Origin of the sequence: Aureimonas altamirensis (assembly GCF_001463885.1) — a bacterium.
In the GTDB taxonomy this organism is placed as follows: domain Bacteria; phylum Pseudomonadota; class Alphaproteobacteria; order Rhizobiales; family Rhizobiaceae; genus Aureimonas; species Aureimonas altamirensis.
Window position 1 is genome coordinate 120,407 of record NZ_BBWQ01000011.1, and the last position, 17,673, is coordinate 138,079.

General features: G+C 66.2%; 20 protein-coding genes. 13 read left to right on the top strand and 7 right to left on the bottom strand.

All coding sequences use genetic code 11. From position 1 onward, the window contains the following. Position 1 precedes the first annotated feature (1 nt). Together AUL31_RS08265 and AUL31_RS08270 are read left to right on the top strand one after the other, a co-directional pair. Positions 2-871 carry an ABC transporter substrate-binding protein gene (locus AUL31_RS08265; RefSeq protein ID WP_060604304.1) on the top strand — a complete coding sequence of 290 codons (870 nt, stop codon included), beginning with the start codon at positions 2-4 and terminating at the stop codon, positions 869-871. Then, the gene (locus tag AUL31_RS08270; protein WP_060604307.1) at positions 868-2,856 is read left to right on the top strand and encodes an iron ABC transporter permease; all 1,989 of its coding nucleotides are present in this window, start codon (positions 868-870) and stop codon (positions 2,854-2,856) included. Before AUL31_RS08265 ends, AUL31_RS08270 begins: the two co-directional genes overlap by 4 nt. Before the next feature lies 1 nt (position 2,857). On the opposite strand, the gene AUL31_RS08275 is transcribed toward AUL31_RS08270, so the two are convergent. From AUL31_RS08275 to AUL31_RS08290, 4 genes are all read right to left on the bottom strand, one after another. Then, a complete protein-coding gene (locus AUL31_RS08275; protein WP_060604310.1) occupies positions 2,858-3,217 on the bottom strand; it encodes a tRNA-binding protein in 360 nt (119 codons plus the stop codon). Between the two features lie 4 nt (positions 3,218-3,221). After that, the gene (gene proC / locus AUL31_RS08280; RefSeq protein ID WP_244489351.1) at positions 3,222-4,031 is read right to left on the bottom strand and encodes a pyrroline-5-carboxylate reductase; all 810 of its coding nucleotides are present in this window, start codon (positions 4,029-4,031) and stop codon (positions 3,222-3,224) included. Between the two features lie 49 nt (positions 4,032-4,080). After that, on the bottom strand, positions 4,081-4,581 hold the full coding sequence (locus AUL31_RS08285) for a type III secretion system chaperone family protein (RefSeq protein WP_060604312.1): 501 nt from the start codon (positions 4,579-4,581) through the stop codon (positions 4,081-4,083). A 257-nt stretch (positions 4,582-4,838) separates the two neighbouring features. Continuing rightward, positions 4,839-5,150, bottom strand: a complete 312-nt coding sequence (locus AUL31_RS08290; protein WP_060604315.1) for an accessory factor UbiK family protein — start codon at positions 5,148-5,150, stop codon at positions 4,839-4,841. A gap of 138 nt (positions 5,151-5,288) precedes the next feature. Between AUL31_RS08290 and lgt the strand changes: the two genes are divergently transcribed. The 5 genes from lgt (at position 5,289) to AUL31_RS08315 (ending at position 10,283) form a co-directional block, all read left to right on the top strand. Beyond that, positions 5,289-6,131: a prolipoprotein diacylglyceryl transferase gene (lgt, locus tag AUL31_RS08295; RefSeq protein ID WP_060604318.1), complete on the top strand. Its 843-nt coding sequence runs from the start codon at positions 5,289-5,291 to the stop codon at positions 6,129-6,131. After that, positions 6,128-7,213 (top strand): class I SAM-dependent methyltransferase, encoded by a 1,086-nt coding sequence (locus AUL31_RS08300; RefSeq protein ID WP_060605255.1) that lies wholly within the window; start codon positions 6,128-6,130, stop codon positions 7,211-7,213. Before lgt ends, AUL31_RS08300 begins: the two co-directional genes overlap by 4 nt. Before the next feature lie 32 nt (positions 7,214-7,245). Beyond that, on the top strand, positions 7,246-8,061 hold the full coding sequence (gene pgeF, locus AUL31_RS08305; protein ID WP_082646858.1) for a peptidoglycan editing factor PgeF: 816 nt from the start codon (positions 7,246-7,248) through the stop codon (positions 8,059-8,061). An 11-nt stretch (positions 8,062-8,072) separates the two neighbouring features. Continuing rightward, positions 8,073-9,224: a M24 family metallopeptidase gene (locus AUL31_RS08310; protein ID WP_060604322.1), complete on the top strand. Its 1,152-nt coding sequence runs from the start codon at positions 8,073-8,075 to the stop codon at positions 9,222-9,224. A 126-nt stretch (positions 9,225-9,350) separates the two neighbouring features. Next, positions 9,351-10,283: a ribose-phosphate pyrophosphokinase gene (locus tag AUL31_RS08315; protein ID WP_060604325.1), complete on the top strand. Its 933-nt coding sequence runs from the start codon at positions 9,351-9,353 to the stop codon at positions 10,281-10,283. Between the two features lie 18 nt (positions 10,284-10,301). Here AUL31_RS08315 and AUL31_RS08320 read toward each other — a convergent pair whose 3' ends face one another. Then, complete coding sequence (locus AUL31_RS08320) at positions 10,302-10,931, bottom strand: glutathione S-transferase family protein (protein ID WP_060604328.1); 630 nt, start codon at positions 10,929-10,931, stop codon at positions 10,302-10,304. A gap of 273 nt (positions 10,932-11,204) precedes the next feature. Between AUL31_RS08320 and AUL31_RS08325 the strand changes: the two genes are divergently transcribed. From AUL31_RS08325 to AUL31_RS08345, 5 genes are read left to right on the top strand one after another with little or no spacing between them, the layout of a single operon-like run. Then, positions 11,205-11,846: a 50S ribosomal protein L25/general stress protein Ctc gene (locus AUL31_RS08325; protein ID WP_060604332.1), complete on the top strand. Its 642-nt coding sequence runs from the start codon at positions 11,205-11,207 to the stop codon at positions 11,844-11,846. 53 nt (positions 11,847-11,899) lie between these two features. Beyond that, positions 11,900-12,622, top strand: a complete 723-nt coding sequence (gene pth, locus AUL31_RS08330) for an aminoacyl-tRNA hydrolase (protein WP_060604335.1) — start codon at positions 11,900-11,902, stop codon at positions 12,620-12,622. 54 nt (positions 12,623-12,676) lie between these two features. Next, positions 12,677-13,780: a redox-regulated ATPase YchF gene (ychF, locus tag AUL31_RS08335; RefSeq protein ID WP_060604338.1), complete on the top strand. Its 1,104-nt coding sequence runs from the start codon at positions 12,677-12,679 to the stop codon at positions 13,778-13,780. 28 nt (positions 13,781-13,808) lie between these two features. Continuing rightward, complete coding sequence (locus tag AUL31_RS08340; protein WP_060604341.1) at positions 13,809-14,249, top strand: MaoC family dehydratase; 441 nt, start codon at positions 13,809-13,811, stop codon at positions 14,247-14,249. Then, positions 14,246-14,716, top strand: coding sequence for a MaoC family dehydratase (locus AUL31_RS08345; protein WP_060604346.1), 471 nt, complete (start codon positions 14,246-14,248; stop codon positions 14,714-14,716). Before AUL31_RS08340 ends, AUL31_RS08345 begins: the two co-directional genes overlap by 4 nt. On the opposite strand, the gene AUL31_RS08350 is transcribed toward AUL31_RS08345, so the two are convergent. After that, positions 14,713-15,423: a hypothetical protein gene (locus AUL31_RS08350; protein WP_060604349.1), complete on the bottom strand. Its 711-nt coding sequence runs from the start codon at positions 15,421-15,423 to the stop codon at positions 14,713-14,715. The genes AUL31_RS08345 and AUL31_RS08350 overlap by 4 nt on opposite strands. Before the next feature lie 146 nt (positions 15,424-15,569). Here AUL31_RS08350 and AUL31_RS08355 point away from each other — a divergent pair, with 146 nt between their 5' ends. Further along, positions 15,570-16,670: a helix-turn-helix domain-containing protein gene (locus tag AUL31_RS08355; RefSeq protein WP_060604351.1), complete on the top strand. Its 1,101-nt coding sequence runs from the start codon at positions 15,570-15,572 to the stop codon at positions 16,668-16,670. Positions 16,671-16,698: 28 nt separating this feature from the next. Here the strand turns inward: AUL31_RS08355 and AUL31_RS08360 are convergent, their stop codons facing one another. Beyond that, the gene (locus tag AUL31_RS08360; RefSeq protein WP_082646887.1) at positions 16,699-17,661 is read right to left on the bottom strand and encodes a cytochrome c1; all 963 of its coding nucleotides are present in this window, start codon (positions 17,659-17,661) and stop codon (positions 16,699-16,701) included. Positions 17,662-17,673: the final 12 nt, after the last annotated feature.

A 17,673-nucleotide genomic window follows, 5' to 3' on the forward strand; every position in this document is an offset into this window, starting at 1 on the left:
CATGCGCACCATCCGCAATCTGGCGGCCGCGCTGCTTTTGATCGTGACGCCGGGCCTTCCGGCACAAGCCGCCGAGCGCATCGCCGCTATCGACTGGGCGCAGGCGGAAACGCTGCTGGCGCTGGGGCTTGCGCCCCTCGCCATCGCCGAGCCGGACGGCTACCGGGACTGGGTGGGACAGCCGGAACTGCCGGAAACCGTCGCCGATATCGGTTCGCGGCGGGCCCCCAATTTCGAACGCCTCGCGGCGCTGAAGCCGGACCTGATCCTGTCGCACGACCTGCTGGCCGCGATGCGACCCCGGCTGGAAGCCATCGCGCCCGTACGGTCCGTCGTCTTCGGCGGCAACGGGCAGGATACGTGGCAAACGATCGTCTCCGCGACACGCGACCTCGGCGCCCAGACGGGGCGCGAGGCCGAGGCCCAGGCACTTCTGGCACGGGCGGACACCGCCTTTGCGGCGGCCCGACGGCGGATCGAGGCGGCAGGGCTGGCCGGCTCACCGGTCTATGTCGTTCGGCTGGTCACCGGCTCGGCCCTGCGCATCGACGGCGACCGCTCCATGGCGGCCGAAGTGCTGGTGCGCCTGGGTCTGCGCAACGCCTATGACGGTCCCGTCAACGAATGGGGCTTCGCAACGGCGGAGGTGGACGCTCTGGCCGGCGATCCGGACGCCTTCGTGCTGGCGGTCGGCCCCAATGCGCCCGGCACGATGGCTGCAATGTTCGACAGTCCCGTGGGCCGCGCCTTGCCGGCGGCTGGTGCCGGGCGCGTTCGGGAATTGCCCGTCGTGTGGACCTATGGCGGCGTGCCATCCGCCATGCACATGGCGGACGCCATCGCCGACGCGCTCGCTCCGGACACACCTTGAGCCGAGGCACGCTTGCACGGCTGGTCGCGCTTTGGGCAGCGCTCTGCCTGACGGCGCTGCTTGCGTCCGCCGCTGCATGGGAACCGCATTTCGACGGCGCCACCGTCTTTCCGGTGCTGGCCGGCAAGACGCCGGACGGCTTCTGGCAAACCCTGTTCCGAGATGCCTTCCTGCCGCGGCTTGCGGCCGGGTTTCTGGCCGGCGGCAGCCTCGCCCTTGCCGGCGCCCTCCTGCAACTGGCGCTCCGCAATCCGCTGGCCTCGCCGACGACGCTTGGCGTGTCGGCCGGAAGCCAGCTCGCCTTGGCGCTGGCTGCGCTGACGCCGACCCTTTCCGGAGTGCCGGCCCCGGCGATTGCCCTTGCGGGAGCGATCCTCGCCTTCGCAATCGTCCTGGCCGCGGCCAGCCGAACCGGCTTCGACCCCGCCGGCACGGCGCTGGCCGGCGTCGCCGTATCGCTGCTCGCCACGGCGGCGGCAAGCCTTGTTGCGCTGCTGCAGGAAGAGCGCCTGTCATTCCTGTTTCTCTGGGGCTCCGGGCACCTTGCCCAGGCGGACTGGGACGTGGTCAGGCATCTCGGCAGTCCACTCGCCTTTGCCGTCCTGCTGGTCACGGCCACGGCCCGCCCCCTGCGCCTGCTGGCAGTCGGCGACGATGTCGCCCGCGCCCTGGGTTTCCCGTCCGGGCTGGCGCGGCTGTGCGCCATTGCCCTTGCCGTGGTGATCTCGGCCATCACCGTATCGCAGCTCGGCGTCATCGGCTTCGTCGGACTTGCGGTCCCCGCGGTGCTGCGGCTGGCGGGCCTGGCCTTCGTGGCCGGCCATCCCCTTGCTACCGCGTTGACCGGCGGCCTCATGGTCGTGGCGGCGGACGCGGTGGCGCGCTTCCTGTCGCTCGGGGCGGCCGAACTGGTGCCGGCCGGCGCCGTGACAGCTCTTCTCGGCGGCCCGGTCCTGCTGGCGCTCGTGCGCCGCCTCCCCCGGCGGCCGCCAGCACAGGATCCATCACCCGTCGGTCGTCCAATTCTGCCCGGGCGCGCGCTGATACCGGCCAGTCTTGTCGGCCTTGCCGTCGCAATGGGAATCGCCCTCGTTTCCGGCACCGATGCCGGCGCCTTCGCGCTGCCCGATGGCCAGATGCTGGGCCGGCTGCTGGAGGCGCGGTCGCCGCGCGTCTTCGCGGCCGCCGCCTGCGGCGCGGCGCTGGGGCTTGCAGGCCTGTTGATCCAGAAACTGACGCATAATCGCCTCGCCAGCCCGGAACTGCTCGGCATCAATGGCGGGGCGGCACTGGCCATCATGGCCGCGACGCTTGCGCTCGGAGACCTGTCACGGGGGGCCATGGTGATTGCCGGGACATGTGGCGCCCTCGCCTGCCTGACGCTGTTGCTGACAATCGCGCCCCGCCGCGCCGACATGGGGCCGCATCTGATCCTTGCGGGGATCGCGCTCGGCGTCTTCATGGACAGCGTGCTGCGGATCGCCCTTGCCAATGCGGGTCCAAGACTGGGGGCGCTGCTGACATGGCTTTCGGGCAGTACCGCCTTCGCCACGGGGTCGGAGGCCATCGTGGCCCTTGCCGCCGCATGCCTCGGCACTGCGTCGCTTATGGCGATGGCCCGGGCACTGGACCTGCTGACACTCGGTGCCGACATGGCGCGTGGGCGCGGTCTGGCCGCCCGGCGCACGGAACTGCTGGCAACGATTGCGGCATCCCTTGCCGCCGCCATGGCGGTAGCGATCATCGGCCCGCTCGGCTTTGTCGGATTGCTTGCGCCGCAGGCAGCCATCCTGCTCGGCGCGCGCCGCACGATCGTCCAGATGCCCGCTTCAGCCATGCTTGGGGCATCGTTGATGGTGGCGGCCGACTGGGTAGGCCGCCGGATCGCCTATCCGTTCGAGATTCCCGCCGGTCTCGTCGGATCCTTTGCCGGCGCGCTGATCCTGATCGTGTTGATCGCGCGGACGCGGCGGAGCCTGGCTTGAGCTAGAAAAGCCGACCGCCATTCGGCACGGCGTGGCTCACTGCCGCCAGGATGACGTTGCCGCTTTCGTCCGGAAAGCCCAGCGTCAGCACTTCGGAGCGCATCGGCCCGATCTGCCGTGGTGGAAAGTTCACCACCGCCATGACCTGCCGGCCGACGAGTTCGTCCAGCGAATGGCGAACGGTGATCTGCGCCGAAGACTTCTTCACCCCGATTTCGGGCCCGAAATCGATCATCAGCCGGAAGGCCGGCTTGCGCGCTTCGGGAAAAGGCTCCGCCTGGACAATGGTCCCGACGCGGATATCCACCTTGAGGAAGTCATCGAAGCCGATCTCCTCGGCCACCGCCTCGCCTGCACCCATGCCCTTAGTCCTTCGAAAGTTCGGCGGCCCGCCGCGCGGCGGCGGCAATTGCCTTCTGCATCAGCGGCTCGAGCCCATCCGGCTCCATCAGCACCGCCAGCGCGGCGGCCGTGGTGCCATTGGGCGAGGTGACGTTGCGGCGCAGCGTTGCCGGCTCGTCGTCCGAGCGGATCATCAATTCGCCGGCGCCGGCCACCGTATGGCGGGCAAGGCGCATGGCAAGTTCGGGCGAAAGACCAAGTTTCGCGCCCGCTGCGGCCATCGCCTCGGCCAGCAGGAAGACATAGGCGGGGCCGGAACCGGAGACCCCGGTTACCAGATCGATATCGCCTTCGCGCTCGACCCACTCCACCGGACCGCTTGCCTCCAGCAGCGTCTGCGCCATGGCGCGCTGCTCTGCGGTGACCCGCTGGTTGCAATAGGCGCCGGTGATGCCCCGGCCGATCATTGCGGGGGTGTTCGGCATGGCCCTGACGACAGGTCGCTCACCCAGAAGCCGCTCGATGGAGGAGACCGTCTTGCCCGCCGCCACCGAAACCACCGGCGTGTCGCCGGAAAGGGCCGGGCGCAGCGCCGGCAGCGCCGCTTCCATGACCTGCGGCTTGACCGCCACCACGACGACATCGAAGCGTTCGGACGGAGCCTCCGTCACGTGCCGCGCGCCCTTATCGATCAAGGGCTGCAATGGCGCCCCGGCATTCGGGTCCAGCACCGTCAGGCCCGCCGGCGCAAGTGCCCGATCGAGCCAGCCATGCGCCATCGCGGCGCCCATATTGCCGCCGCCAACCAGAAGGACCCGCTTTGGAACCGTCATACCGCTCATCTCCATCACCCGGCTGTTGCCGGCATACGGATCATTGCCGTCAGGCGTTGCCGACCGTTTCGAACAGGGCGTCCGCCAGGGCCTCGTCGGCCGGCTTGTTGGCCCAGACCACGAACTGGAAGGCCTGGAAGTATCGGTCGCAGCTATCCAGCGCCAGAACCAGCATGCGCTCCACCTGCTGGCTGGTCGGGTCCGCACCGCCGCACAAAAGCTGCGCATGGCGGAACATGATGGCGCTTTCGGAATTCCACAGGTCGAAATGACCGACGAGAAGTTTCTCGTTCACCTGCGCCAGAAGCCGGTGCATTTCGCACAGGCGCCGCTCCGGCACCTTCAACTCGAAGGCGCAGGCCAGATGCAGGGCCTCGCAATCCTCGACCCATGAAAAGGAAACGGAGTAGTCGGCCCAGCGGCCGGTGACGCTCATCGCGATCTCGTCGTCGCACGGGCGTTCGAAACTCCAGTCGCGATCGGAAGCGACCACCTCGATGACATCCACGGGGTGCGAGTGTCGCACGAATTCCAGTTCGCCAAAGCGCATGATGAGCAGTCATTCCCCTTTGGCGCGACAACGCGCCGGACACCGAATCAACCTTTAGAATCAGTGTATAGGGAGAGATTCCGGACGCCAGAGGGGTAACCGGTTTTTAACCCTTTCATGACAGGCGCACGCCCGCCCGAAGCGGGATGCGCCTGCGCCAAGCGACTCTGGCCCAAGCGCTTTTTGGCTTTTCCACCGGCGCTATAATGCCGGTGGATAAACGCCGGGGCGGCTGTGGAAAACCTGTAGATCGCCGGTCAGAGCGTGGGCGCGGCCGGGCTGGAAGGCTCGTCGCCGGGCACGGCGGGCGACACGCCGGCGCCCAGGCGCGCCTCCAGCGCAGCGATCCGGCGCTTCAACTCCTCGTTTTCCGTGCGCGCCCGCACGGCCATGTCGCGCGCGGCCTCGAACTCTTCGCGCTGGACGATCTCCAGCTGGTTCATGAGACGCTCCACCTGCGTCCGCACGATGGTTTCCACTTCGCGGCGCACGCCCTGTGCGGCGCCTGCGGTGTCGGTGAACACCTTGGCGAACTCGTCGAAAATTCGGTTCGGGCCGCTGTTCGTCATCGTCGCTGTCTCCATCTAAGCCGGAAGTCTGAGGTAGGTGATGGCAGGCCCGTTGGCAATGGCGGCGGGCAATGCGCGCTTGACCGGGGGCCGTCGGCACGACACACCTGCCGCCAAGACCCATGCGACGGACCTGCCATGAACGCCCTGCCCTTTCTCAGCGTGCTGACCTATCCGCAGATCGACCCCGTGTTCCTGCAGGTGGGCCCGATTGCCCTGCGCTGGTACGGTCTTGCCTATGTGGCCGGCATCCTGTGCGGCTGGCTCTACGGCAGGGCGCTGGTTTCCAACCCCCGTCTGTGGCCGGGCGGACGCTCGCCGCTGACGCGCGAGGATATCGACGATTTCATCGTCTGGATCACGATCGGCATCGTGGCCGGCGGACGCATCGGCCACATTCTTTTCTACGATTTCGCCCGCATCGCCGCCGACCCCATCTCGGCCCTGCGCATCTGGGAAGGGGGCATGTCTTTCCATGGCGGGCTGATCGGCGTCACCATAGCCATGATCATCTTCGCGCGCAGGCACAGCGTGCCGATATTCAGCCTGATCGACGTGGTCGCGGCATCGGTGCCCTTCGGCCTGTTCTTCGGACGGATCGCCAACTTCATCAACGGCGAATTGTGGGGCGCGCCGACCAGCGTTTCCTGGGCCATGGTCTTTCCGCATGCGGGGCCGGAGCCACGCCATCCGAGCCAGCTCTATGAAGCGCTTCTCGAAGGCGTTCTCATCTTCATCGTGCTGCGCATCATGACGCACCATTTCCACGCTCTGGGCCGGCCGCGCCTGGTCAGCGGGTCCTTCGTGCTGCTCTACGGCCTGGCGCGCATCTTCGTCGAATTCTTCCGCCTGCCGGACCCGCAGCTCGGCTACCTCCTGGGCACGGGCTGGCTCACCATGGGCATGGTGCTGTCGCTGCCGATGGTGCTGATCGGCCTTTGGGCCATCGCCACGGCGCGGGCCGCCGACCCAAGGCCATGACGAAGCCGCTCCCGGAGCGCTTGGCAGAGCGCATCGCGGCGCGGGGTCCGCTGACGCTTGCCGAGTTCTGGAACGCGGCTCTCTTCGACCCCGTCGACGGTTACTACACGAGCCGCCGGCCGTTTGGCGCGGAGGGCGACTTCATCACCGCGCCCGATGTCAGCCAGATGTTCGGCGAGCTTGTCGGCGCATGGCTCGTGGCCGCCTGGCGCGCGCTCGGGAGCCCCTCCCCCTTCGCCCTTGCCGAAATCGGCCCGGGGCGCGGTACAATGATGGCCGACATCCTGCGCACCGTCCGGCAGCTCGACACCGGCTTTTCGCGGGCAGCCCAGGTGCACCTGATCGAAGTCAGTGATCGGTTGGCCGGCATCCAGCACGAGAGGCTGTCCGGGTTCGACCTGCCGCTGCGCCGTCACCGCAGCATCGCCGAACTGCCCGCCATGCCGCTGCTGGCGGTGGCCAATGAATTGTTCGACGCCATCGCCATCCGCCAGTTCGTCCATGACGGCGTCGGCCTGCGCGAGCGGCTGGTGGCCACCGCGCCCGGAGGCGGCTTCTGCTTCGTGGAGGGGCCGGCAGGCCAGATCAGCATGCCCGCGCACCTGCCGCCGCCACGCGCCGGCGATATTCTGGAAGTGTCGCCGGACCGCCAGCGCCTGGCCGCCCATCTCGGGGCAATGCTGGCGCAGCGCGGCGGGGCGTTTCTGTGCTTCGACTACGGCCATGCGCGCAGTGGCTATGGCGATACGCTCCAGGCCATGCGCGGCCACGCCTTCGCCGACCCGCTGGCGCAGCCGGGGCTCCACGATATCACGTCGCATGTCGACTTCGCCGACCTTGCGCAAATCATGCGCCATGCGGGCGCCATCGTTTCACCCGTCGTGACGCAGGGGCAGTTCCTGCTGGCGCTCGGCCTTGCCGAACGTGCCGGGGCGCTTGGCGCGACGCGCGACGAGGCGGGGCGCGCCGACATCACCTCCCAGGCGCACCGGCTGGCCGGCACCGGCCCCGGCGAGATGGGAGACCTCTTCAAGGTCGTTGCCGCCGGTTCCGCGGCATTGCCGCTGCCGCCCTTCGATTGACTTGCGCCTGCCGCTCAACCACCATCCGCGCCATGAATGAAGCGAGTCTCGAAGCAGATCCCACGCTGACGCAGGACGATGTCGTCGGCGGTGCGCCGCTGGACGCATTAGCCCATGTGCGCCACGCATTCTTTACCCGACGCGGCGGCGTTTCGCGCGGCATCTATGAGGGGCTGAACGTCGGTATCGGCTCCGACGACGAGCCGGCCCATGTCGCCGCCAATCGCCGTGCCGCGATGCACTGGCTGGGCGCGGCCGGCGAAGGACCGGCAACACCCTGGCAGGTCCACTCGCCCGATGTCGCGGTGATCGACGCGCCCTTCGTGGGCACGCGCCCCAAGGCCGACGGCGTGGTTACGGCAAGGCCGGGCCTTGCCATCGGCGTCGTCACGGCCGATTGCGGCCCGGTTCTCTTCGCCGACAGGCAGGGACGCGCGGTAGGCGCGGCCCATGCCGGCTGGCGCGGCGCGCTGGGCGGCGTCCTGGAATCCACCATCGCGGCCATGGAAGGGCTCGGCGCGGCCCGGGGCGACATCGTTGCGGTTCTCGGCCCGTGCATCACGGCCCCGAACTACGAAGTGGGGGCCGCCATGATGGCGGAGTTCATCGAGGCCGACCCCGCCTTCGCGCGCTTCTTCGCGCCCGGAGTATCGCCTGAAAAGCGCCAGTTCGACTTGCCGGGCTTCATTCTTGCGACACTGGAACGCGCCGGGGTAGAAGGCCATTTCGTTGGCCGCTGCACCTATGGCGAGCCTGCCGCCTTCTACTCGTTCCGGCGCACCACCCATCGGGGCGAGCCGGATTACGGGCGTCAATTGTCGGCTATCATGCTGAACGACAGCTTCTGAGGAAAACCCCCATGCTTCATTTCGCGCCCGACGAGTATGCCGCGCGGTTGAACCGGCTGATGGTGGAGATGGCCGAGCAGAAGCTCGACGCCATGCTGCTGTTTGCCCAGGATTCGATGTACTGGCTGACGGGGTACGACACGTTCGGGTTCTGCTTCTTCCAGTGCCTGATCGTGAAGGCCGATGGTGAGATGAAGCTGCTCACCCGTTCGGCAGACCTGCGCCAGGCGCAGGCGACATCCGTCATCAAGGATATCGTCCTCTGGCGCGACCGCGCCGGAGCCGATCCATCCATCGACCTGCGCGACCTGTGCGACGAAATGGGCCTTCTCGGCGCGAAGATCGGCGTCGAATGGGCGACGCACGGCCTGACCGCCGCCAATGGGCGGCTGGTGCAGGAGAAGCTCGGCTCCTTCGCCACCCTGCGCGATGCGTCCGACCTCGTGCCGGCGCTGCGCCTGATCAAGAGCCCGGCCGAGATCGTCCATGTCCGCGAGGCGGCACGGCTTGCCGACGATGCCTACGAGGCGATGCTGCCGCTGGTGAAGGAGGGAGCCGACGAAGGCGAGCTTCTTGCCGTCCTGCAGGGCGACATCCTGCGGCAGGGCGGAGACTATCCGGCCAACCCGTTTATCATCGGGTCCGGTCCGGATGCGCTTTTGTGCCGCTACAAGGCGGGGCGTCGCAAGCTTTCCGCGCAGGACCAGCTTACGCTGGAGTGGGCCGGGGTCAAATCGCAGTACCATTCGGCCCTGATGCGCACGCTGATCGTCGGCAGCCCGCTGATGCGGCACGAGGAATTGTTTGCCGCCGCGCACGAGGCGCTGCTGGCGGTGGAAGAGGTCATGCGGCCGGGCCAGACCTTCGGCGACGTCTTCGACGCCCATGCCCGCGTCATGGAAGAGCACAATCTGGTTCGCCATCGCCTGACGGCGTGCGGCTATTCGCTCGGCGCGCGCTTCGCGCCATCCTGGATGGACCCGCAGATGTTCTATGCCGGCAATCCGGAGCCGATCCAGCCGGACATGACGCTGTTCGCCCACATGATCATCATGGATTCCGATTCCGGCACCGCCATGTGCCTCGGCCGCACCTACCTCACCACCACCGGCGCGCCCGAGCCTCTCTCCCGCCTGCCGTTGGAAATGACGGTGGTTGGGTAACCGACGCGCGTATGAGTGTCGGCGCCTCACGGAAATCCTTGAAACGACTCGCAAACGCGCTTAGAGCCACCGCATCGGACGGCAAGGCCCGTTTGTTCCTTTTGATCGGTCGCGAGCGGGAACCGCATGAAACTCTTCGTCGGCAATTCGAACCCGGTTCTTGCTGAGGCCATAGCGCGCTACCTCGAACTTTCCCTCGGCCGGGCAACGGTGCGCCGCTTCGCGGACCAGGAGATCTTCGTCGAAATCCAGGAGAATGTGCGCGGCGAGGATGTCTTCATCATCCAGTCCACGTCCTACCCGGCCAACGATCACCTGATGGAACTGCTCATCATGATCGACGCCATGCGCCGGGCCTCGGCCCGCCGCATCACCGCCGTCCTGCCCTATTTCGGCTATGCACGGCAGGACCGGAAGGCCGGTGGCCGCACTCCGATCTCGGCCAAGCTCGTTGCCAATCTCATCACCGAGGCCGGCGCCGACCGCGTCATGACGCTGGACCTGCATGCCGGGCAGATCCAGGGCTTCTTCGATATCCCCACCGACAATCTCTTCGCAGTGCCCCTGATGGCCCGCGACATCAAGGAGCATCTCGACCTCGACAACGTCATGGTCGTCTCGCCCGATGTCGGCGGCGTGGTGCGCGCCCGCTCGCTGGCCAAGCGCCTCGATGCCCTGCTGGCCATCGTGGACAAGCGCCGCGAGAAGCCGGGAGAATCCGAAGTCATGAACATCATCGGCGATGTCGACGGGCGGCACTGTATCCTCATCGACGACATCATCGATTCCGGCGGCACCCTCTGCAACGCCGCCGATGCCTTGATGGCCCATGGCGCGAAAAGCGTGCGGGCCTACATCACCCACGGCGTCCTGTCGGGCGGGGCGGTACCGCGTATCGTCAATTCCAATCTGGAAGAGCTGGTGATCACCGATTCCATCCAGCCCAATTCGGCGATCCGCGATGCGCGCAACATCCGCGTCGTGACCACCGCCAACCTGCTCGGCGAAGCCATCGCACGGACGGCTACGGAGCAATCGGTCTCCAGCCTCTTCGACTGAGGGGCAGGCCGGACTAGGTTACTCCTTCTTGGGCATCAGCGCATCGTCGATCGCAGCCGCCCGCCGACAGGCAGGCCGCTCGCTCAACCGTTTGGCATATGCCTCGAAGGCGGGCCGCTTCTCGATGGTGCCGAAGGCAAGGCCCCAGCCCAGATGGGCGCCGACATACAGGTCGGCGGCAGTGAACCGGCCATCGGCAAGGTAGTCGCCGGCCGACACCGCGGCCTCCAGCGCGTCCAGCGCATTGCCGTAGCTGCCGTAACCCAGCATGCGGCCCTGCTCCGCCGTGGACTGAAACCCGCAAGCCTTGTTGACGACTGCCTGCTCCAACGGCCCCGCCGTGAAGAAGAGCCAGCGGTAGTATGGCGCCCTCTCTCTGGAATCATGCGCCGGCGCGAGCCCGGCCTGGGGAAAGGCATCGGCAAGATAGGTGCAGATGGCCGCCACCTCGGTGACGACCACGCCGTCATGGCGGATCGCCGGCACCTTGCCCATCGGGTTGATGGCGCGATAGGCAGAGCTTTTCATGCCGTCCGGACCGTAGCCGAGAATTTGCGTCTCGTACGGAACGCCCACCTCCTCCAGCATCCAGCGCGCAATCCGCCCGCGCGACATCGGGTTGGTGTACAGGATGAGTTCCGCCATCATCGCCTCCGCAGAATTTTGCAGGCCGGACGCTATCACGCGCGCCTATCGTCAGACAGTATCCGAGGCGGGAGGGCGTTCCCGCTTCTTGAATAATGGCGGGGGCTGGTCTATAGGCACCTCCATCCGCGCAGACACCCTTGGAGGCAGCGCGGAGTGAAGCGACCATGGGTCGCGGCGCGGCTGCAAGGCTGCCCGTTGGCCGTGTGGCGCTTTTCGTCGTTCCTTGCATGGTGCACCGGAACGGCTTCTCCGATTTAAAGCAAGGACTTACCCATGAGCGAGAGCTACACGGTCAAGGCCGAAGCGCGCGAGAAGGTCGGCAAGGGGGCCGCCAGAAATCTCCGTCGCAACGGCAAAGTGCCAGCAGTCATCTATGGCGACAAGCAGGAGCCCCTGCCGATCGCCATCGACTACAAGGAAACCTTCCTGCGCCTCCATTCGGGCGGCTTCCTGACCACGGTTGCCACCATCGAGGTCGGCGGCCAGCAGATCCGCGTCCTGCCGAAGGACTACCAGCTCGATGTCGTCAAGGACACGCTGGTGCATGTGGACTTCCTGCGCGTTTCCGCCAAGTCCGTCGTCACCGTGCGCGTGCCCGTGCACTTCGAGAACGAAGACGAAGCGCCCGGCATCAAGGCGAAGAACGGCGTTCTCAACATCGCCGAGCATGACGTCAACGTGCAGGCCCCTGCCGAAGGCATTCCGGATTCCTTCACCGTCGACCTGACGGGCCTGGACATCGGCGACTCCGTCCACGCTTCGCAGCTCAAGCTGCCGAAAGGCGTGACGCTGGTCGACGACAGCGATTTCGTGATCGCGTCCATCGTCGCGCCGCAGGCCGAGATCGAGGATGACGTCGAAGCCGACGCCTCCGAGGCCGCGGCCGACGCCGAAGACGAGACCAAGGAAGACTGATCCATCGGCCCCTGCAGGGGCCACAGGATCGACCATCGAGGGGGCCGGGCTTCATGCTGCTGATCGCAGGTCTGGGGAATCCCGGCCCCCGCTATGCCGGAAACCGACACAATATCGGCTTCATGGCAGTGGACGAAATCCATCGCGATCCGTCCTTTTCGCCCTGGTCGCAGAAGTTCAAGGGCGAAATCTCGGAGGGTCGCATCGGGGCCGAGAAGGTGCTGCTGCTCAAACCGCAGACCTTCATGAACGCCTCGGGCGAAAGCGTCGCCGCCGCTGCCGCCTTCTACAAGATCGAACCCGCATCCATCATCGTGCTGCACGACGAGCTCGACCTGCCGCCCGGCAAGGTGCGGGTGAAGACAGGCGGCGGGCATGGTGGCCACAACGGATTGCGGAGCATCGACGCCCATCTCGGCCGTGAATACCGGCGTGTGCGCCTGGGCATCGGCCATCCGGGCGCCAAGGAACTCGTGTCGCCATACGTGCTCGGCGACTTCGCCAAGGTCGACCAGGAATGGCTACGCCCGCTTCTGGAAGACGTGGCACGCAATGTGGGCCTTCTCGCATCCGGCGACGATGCAGGCTTCATGAACCGCCTGTCCGGCGCCGGCGCAAAGCCGAAGGACAAGCCCTCGGTGGGCGCGGTGGCTGAGCCGAAGGCAAAGCAGAAGGGTGCCAGCCATATTCGGCAGGCGCGGGGCGCCGCCCCGCAGCGTATTCCGACAAGCGGCCCGATGGCCGACATGCTGAAGCGGATTTTCGGCAAGGATTGAACAGTCAGGGCCCCTACCCGGCCGCTCGGCGGGGCCATCGGATGAGAGTGCATCATGGGTTTTCGCTGCGGTATCGTCGGTCTGCCGAATGTCGGCAAGTCCACCCTTTTCAACGCGCTCACCAAGACGGCCGCCGCGCAAGCCGCGAATTACCCGTTCTGCACCATCGAGCCGAATACGGGCGATGTCGGCGTACCCGATCCGCGCCTTGCCGATATCTCCAGGATCGGTAAGTCCGCGCAGATCGTGCCGACGCGGATCACCTTCGTGGATATTGCCGGCCTTGTGCGCGGCGCTTCCAAGGGTGAGGGGCTCGGCAATCAGTTTCTTGCCAATATCCGCGAAGTCGATGCCATCGCGCATGTGTTGCGCTGTTTCGAGAACGACGACATCACCCATGTCGAAGGTCGGATCGATCCGGTTGCCGACGCCGAGACCGTCGAGACCGAACTGATGCTGTCGGATCTCGAAAGCATCGAGCGGCGCATCGTGAATACCCGCAAGCGCGCCGCCGGCAAGGACAAGGAGTCCATCGCCCAGTTGCCCGTCATGGAAGCGGTGCTGGCCAAGCTTCAGACCGGCGAGCCGGCGCGCACGCTGATTGCCGGCTTCGACGCCGAAGAACGCAGCCAGTTGCGCAACCTGAACCTTCTGACGTCCAAGCCCGTGCTGTATGTCTGCAACGTGGCCGAAGAAGATGCCGCAACCGGCAATGCCTACTCGGCGGCCGTCGCGGCCATGGCTGAAAAGCAGGGTGCGCGAAGCGTCGTCATTTCTGCCGCCATCGAGGCGGAGATCGCCCAATTGCCCGATGACGAGGTCGGCGACTATCTCGAGGCCATGGGCCTGACGGAGCCGGGGCTGGACCGGCTGATCCGCGCCGGCTACGAGCTGCTCGATCTCATCACCTATTTCACGGTGGGGCCGAAGGAGACCCGCGCCTGGACCATCCTGCGCGGTTACAAGGCGCCGCAGGCGGCGGGTGTCATCCACACCGATTTCGAAAAGGGCTTCATCCGCGCCCAGACCATCGCCTACGATGATTTCGTGCGGCTGGGTGGCGAGGCCGCCGCAAAGGAAGCCGGCAAGGCGCGGGACGAAGGCAAGGAATACGTCGTTCAGGACGGCGATATCATGATGTTCAAGTTCAACGTCTGACGCGCATCGGGAGGAACCGGCCTTGCAGATGTTCGAGGATTTCCCGGTTGGGACGCGCCTGCCCATGGGCCCCTATGCGGTGACGCGCGATGAGATCGTCGTCTTCGCACAGGAATACGACCCGCAGCCGATGCATCTCGACGAGGGTGCGGCCGCCGACAGCCTTCTCGGCGGCCTGTCGGCCTCGGGCTGGCATGTCTGCGGCATGATGATGCGGATGATGTGCGATGCCTTCATCCATTCCTCGTCCTCGCAGGGGTCGCCGGGCGTCGACTTCGTCAACTGGCTGGCGCCGGTGCGCCCCGGTGACAGCCTCACCGGTGAAACCGAGGTGCTGGACGCACGCGGCTCCGCCTCCCGCCCCCATATCGGCTTCCTGAAGCTGCGGACATGGCTGCAGAACCAGGCCGGCGAGCGGGTGATTGAAAGCGAGTACAGCGTGATGCTGCACAGGCGCGAGGCAGCATGAGCTTCTACGACGATATCGTCATCGGCGAACCGGTAGAGATCGGCACGCACCTCTTCACGGCGGAAGAGATCGTGCGCTTTGCACGCGCCTTCGATCCGCAGCCCTTCCATCTCGATGCGGAGGCCGCGAAAGCCAGCCTGTTCGGGGGCCTTTGCGCCTCCGGATGGCATACGACGGCCGTCTTCATGAAGCTCAATGTGGCATTCATGGCGGCCACGGCGGCACGGCGCGCCGCCGAAGGGCTGGACCAGCCCCATTGGGGCCCTTCCCCTGGTGTCCGCAACATCAAGTGGCTGCGGCCCGTCTATGCCGGCGACCGGATCACCTATCGCACGACCGCCACGGCCAAGCGCCTGTCGCAACGCCGGCACGGATGGGCCGTCATCGACAGCCACGTCGATGCCGAGACCCAGGACGGCAAACCCGCCCTAAGCTTCGACGCAAGCGTTTTCCTGCGCACCGCCTAGCGGATGGTGGCGCGGACATAGTTGGCGGTGACCAGCAACCTCGTGGCGGCATCCGGTACGTCCGGCCGACTGCTGTCGACCAGCGCGGCGGAGGCCCTGACCTCGTAATGTATGCTGGTGGCATCGGTGTACCGAACGCTCAGATCCAGCGCATCGCTGTCCAGTAGCGTCGTTGTGGGCGCCGCCGATGGATTGAAGACGAGGTTTGCCCTCAAGGCGCGAGCCCTGAGCTCCATCACGGGCGCAGTGCCCGACAAGCTCAGATCCGCCGCCTGCCCTGCAAGGTGCACCGATGCGAACGCGCCGGACAAATGGATGTCGGAGGCCTGCTGGTCGATCGTCACCGACACGTCCGACGGAAGGTCGGCGGTAAACTCGACCCGGCATTCGCCCGGACCGAACGACCAGGCCGACCCGGCATCGAGCATCAATTTATCGCCGTCCCGCCACATCCGCGTCTGCGATCGGCAGTCTTCGTAGAACCAGCTCGACAGCCACCAGCGCCCGAACCATCCCGTTCGCACCGCCGATGCCGATGCGCGATGCGTTTGCCCGGGCGACGCCGTCAGCCGGATGATGCTTGCATCGCCGCTCACCTGTACCTGGGTAACGCCGGACAGGTCGAGACTTGCAGCCTCTTCAGCCGCCTGTGTGGGGGGACAGGCAAGAAGAAAGATTGCCAGCGCCAGAATGGATTTCGATTGCATGATCGGGCTCCGATGCGGTTTCGATACCGCCAGAAGCAGGATGGTGCAGGCTCACGCGTCCCGGATCGTGATAAAGGTCGATCCTGATCGTAATCCAGGTCATCGGGGACCTGATCCTGTCGCGGATCGCGGAGCGTGATCGACCTATGTTTCTTGTTCCCCTGCCCTTCTTCGTGGCCTTCCTGATCGTGATCCTTCTTGCCAAGGAGTATGTCGGGCGCGACGCAGAAGACGAGCCGTTTCAAGGCTCTCTATTTACGGTTCTGATTGTCGCCTACGCGATCCAGTCAGTTCTGATCGGTCTTCGGTGGGGCTACGGCATCCTGGCCGTACTGCCCGCCATGGCCATCATGGCCTCGGTCATCGCACCGCTGGCCTTCCTGTCCTTCCGCTCCCTCTCCGGTGATCGTCTCCGTCCCCGGCCGCGGACGATAGCCCTGCATCTGACACCGGCGGCGGCCGTGGCCGGGCTGGTCATCGTCTGGCCGGCACCGGTCGGTCTTATAATTGTCGTGCTGTTCGCCGCCTATGGCACCGCGCTTCTATGGGACGCGCGGTCGGGGCCAGACCGCCTCGTCACCTCGCGTCTGGACGGGGTGCTGCACTCCTATCGCGCCATGTACGTGACCGGGCTGGCGCTGCTCGGGTCGGCCGCCTCGGATGTCCTTATCGGTCTGGACCTGGACTGGTCCGGAGGCGTTCACGCGCCCACCATCATCGCGGCCGGAAACATGCTGGCGCTCGTAACCCTTGGCGTGGCGGCCACGGTGGCGCGCGGCAGCCCCGCTGACGCGGCATCAACTGCCGACAGTAAGCCAGCCCCGCCCCCCGGCCCCAACGACACCGAGGCGGTCATCGCCCGGCGCGTCGAAGCGCTCATGCTCGACACGGAGCTCTACAAGGATTTGAACCTCAACCTTGCCAAGATTGCCCGAAGGCTTGGGCTACCGCCTCGCGATGTCTCCATTGCGATAAACCGCAGCCACGGCATGAGCGTATCGCAGTATGTGAACGAATATCGGGTGCGCCATGCGGGCAAGTTGCTGAGCGAAACGCGCGATAGCGTGACCGCGATCATGCTCGATTCCGGCTTCATGACGAAATCCAACTTCAACCGCGAATTCCTGCGTGTCATGGGCATGACGCCAAGCGCATGGCGCAGGGCCCAGCGTCATGGCCTGGCGACATCGGCAAACAGCCTGCACCCGGAGACCGCAAACGAAACAGGGGCCCCGAAAGGCCCCTGACGAAAGTTTGTCCAGCAGTGAAACGCTGTCAGTGCGGGATCTTGGACCAGACCCGACGCTTCACCGCATAGAGCATGCCGGCGAAGCCGATGAGGAAGATCATCACCACGAAGCCAAGGGATTTCCGCTCCACCAGATGCGGCTCTGCCGCCCACATCAGGAAGGCCGAGATATCGCGCGAATATTGCTCGACCGTCTCGGGCGAACCGTCGCCGTAGGTAACCTGGCCATCGCTGATAGGCTGCGCCATGGCGAGCGCCGAAGACGCGATGAAGTAGGGATTGTAATGCGTACCCGGCTGCAGTTCGAGGCCGGCGGGCGGCTCTTCGCCATAGCCGGTCAGCAGCGCATGGATGTAATCCGGGCCGCCTTCCGCATACTGCGTGAAGATGTCGAACACGAAGGTGGGGAAACCGCGCTCCACCGCCCGCGCCTTGGCGATGAGCGAGAAGTCTGGCGGATGCGCTCCGCCATTGGACGCGGCAGCAGCCTCCGGGTTGGGGAACGGCGCCGGGAAATGGTCGCTCGGGATGCCGGGCCGCTCGAACATTTCGCCATTGGCGTCCGGGCCGTCCTGGATCTGGTATTCGGCGGCCAAAGCGCGAACCTGTGCGTCGCTGTAGCCGAGGGCTTCCAGGTTGCGGAAGGCAACGAGGTTCATCGAGTGGCACGAGGAGCAGACCTCGCGATACACCTGCATGCCGCGTTGTAGCTGGCCCAGATCCCACTTGCCGAACGGGCCGGCGAAGCTCCAGTCCATGTGCTCGGGTTTCTTGAGCGGATAGTGCGGCGTGGCATGTTCTTCCGCGGCGGCGACATTGGCCTCGCCTTCCTGCTCGCCGGAGACCGTGTTGACGCCGGTCGAAGAAGCGGGCGCCTCGCCCGGGGCCGGGGCCTCGGTGGCCGGGGCCGGCTCCGCGGTCTGTGCGAAGGCAGGCAGCGGCGCAGCAAGAAACGCCGCCGCAAGGAGTGCTGATAGAAGCCTTTTCATTGCAAGTTCCTT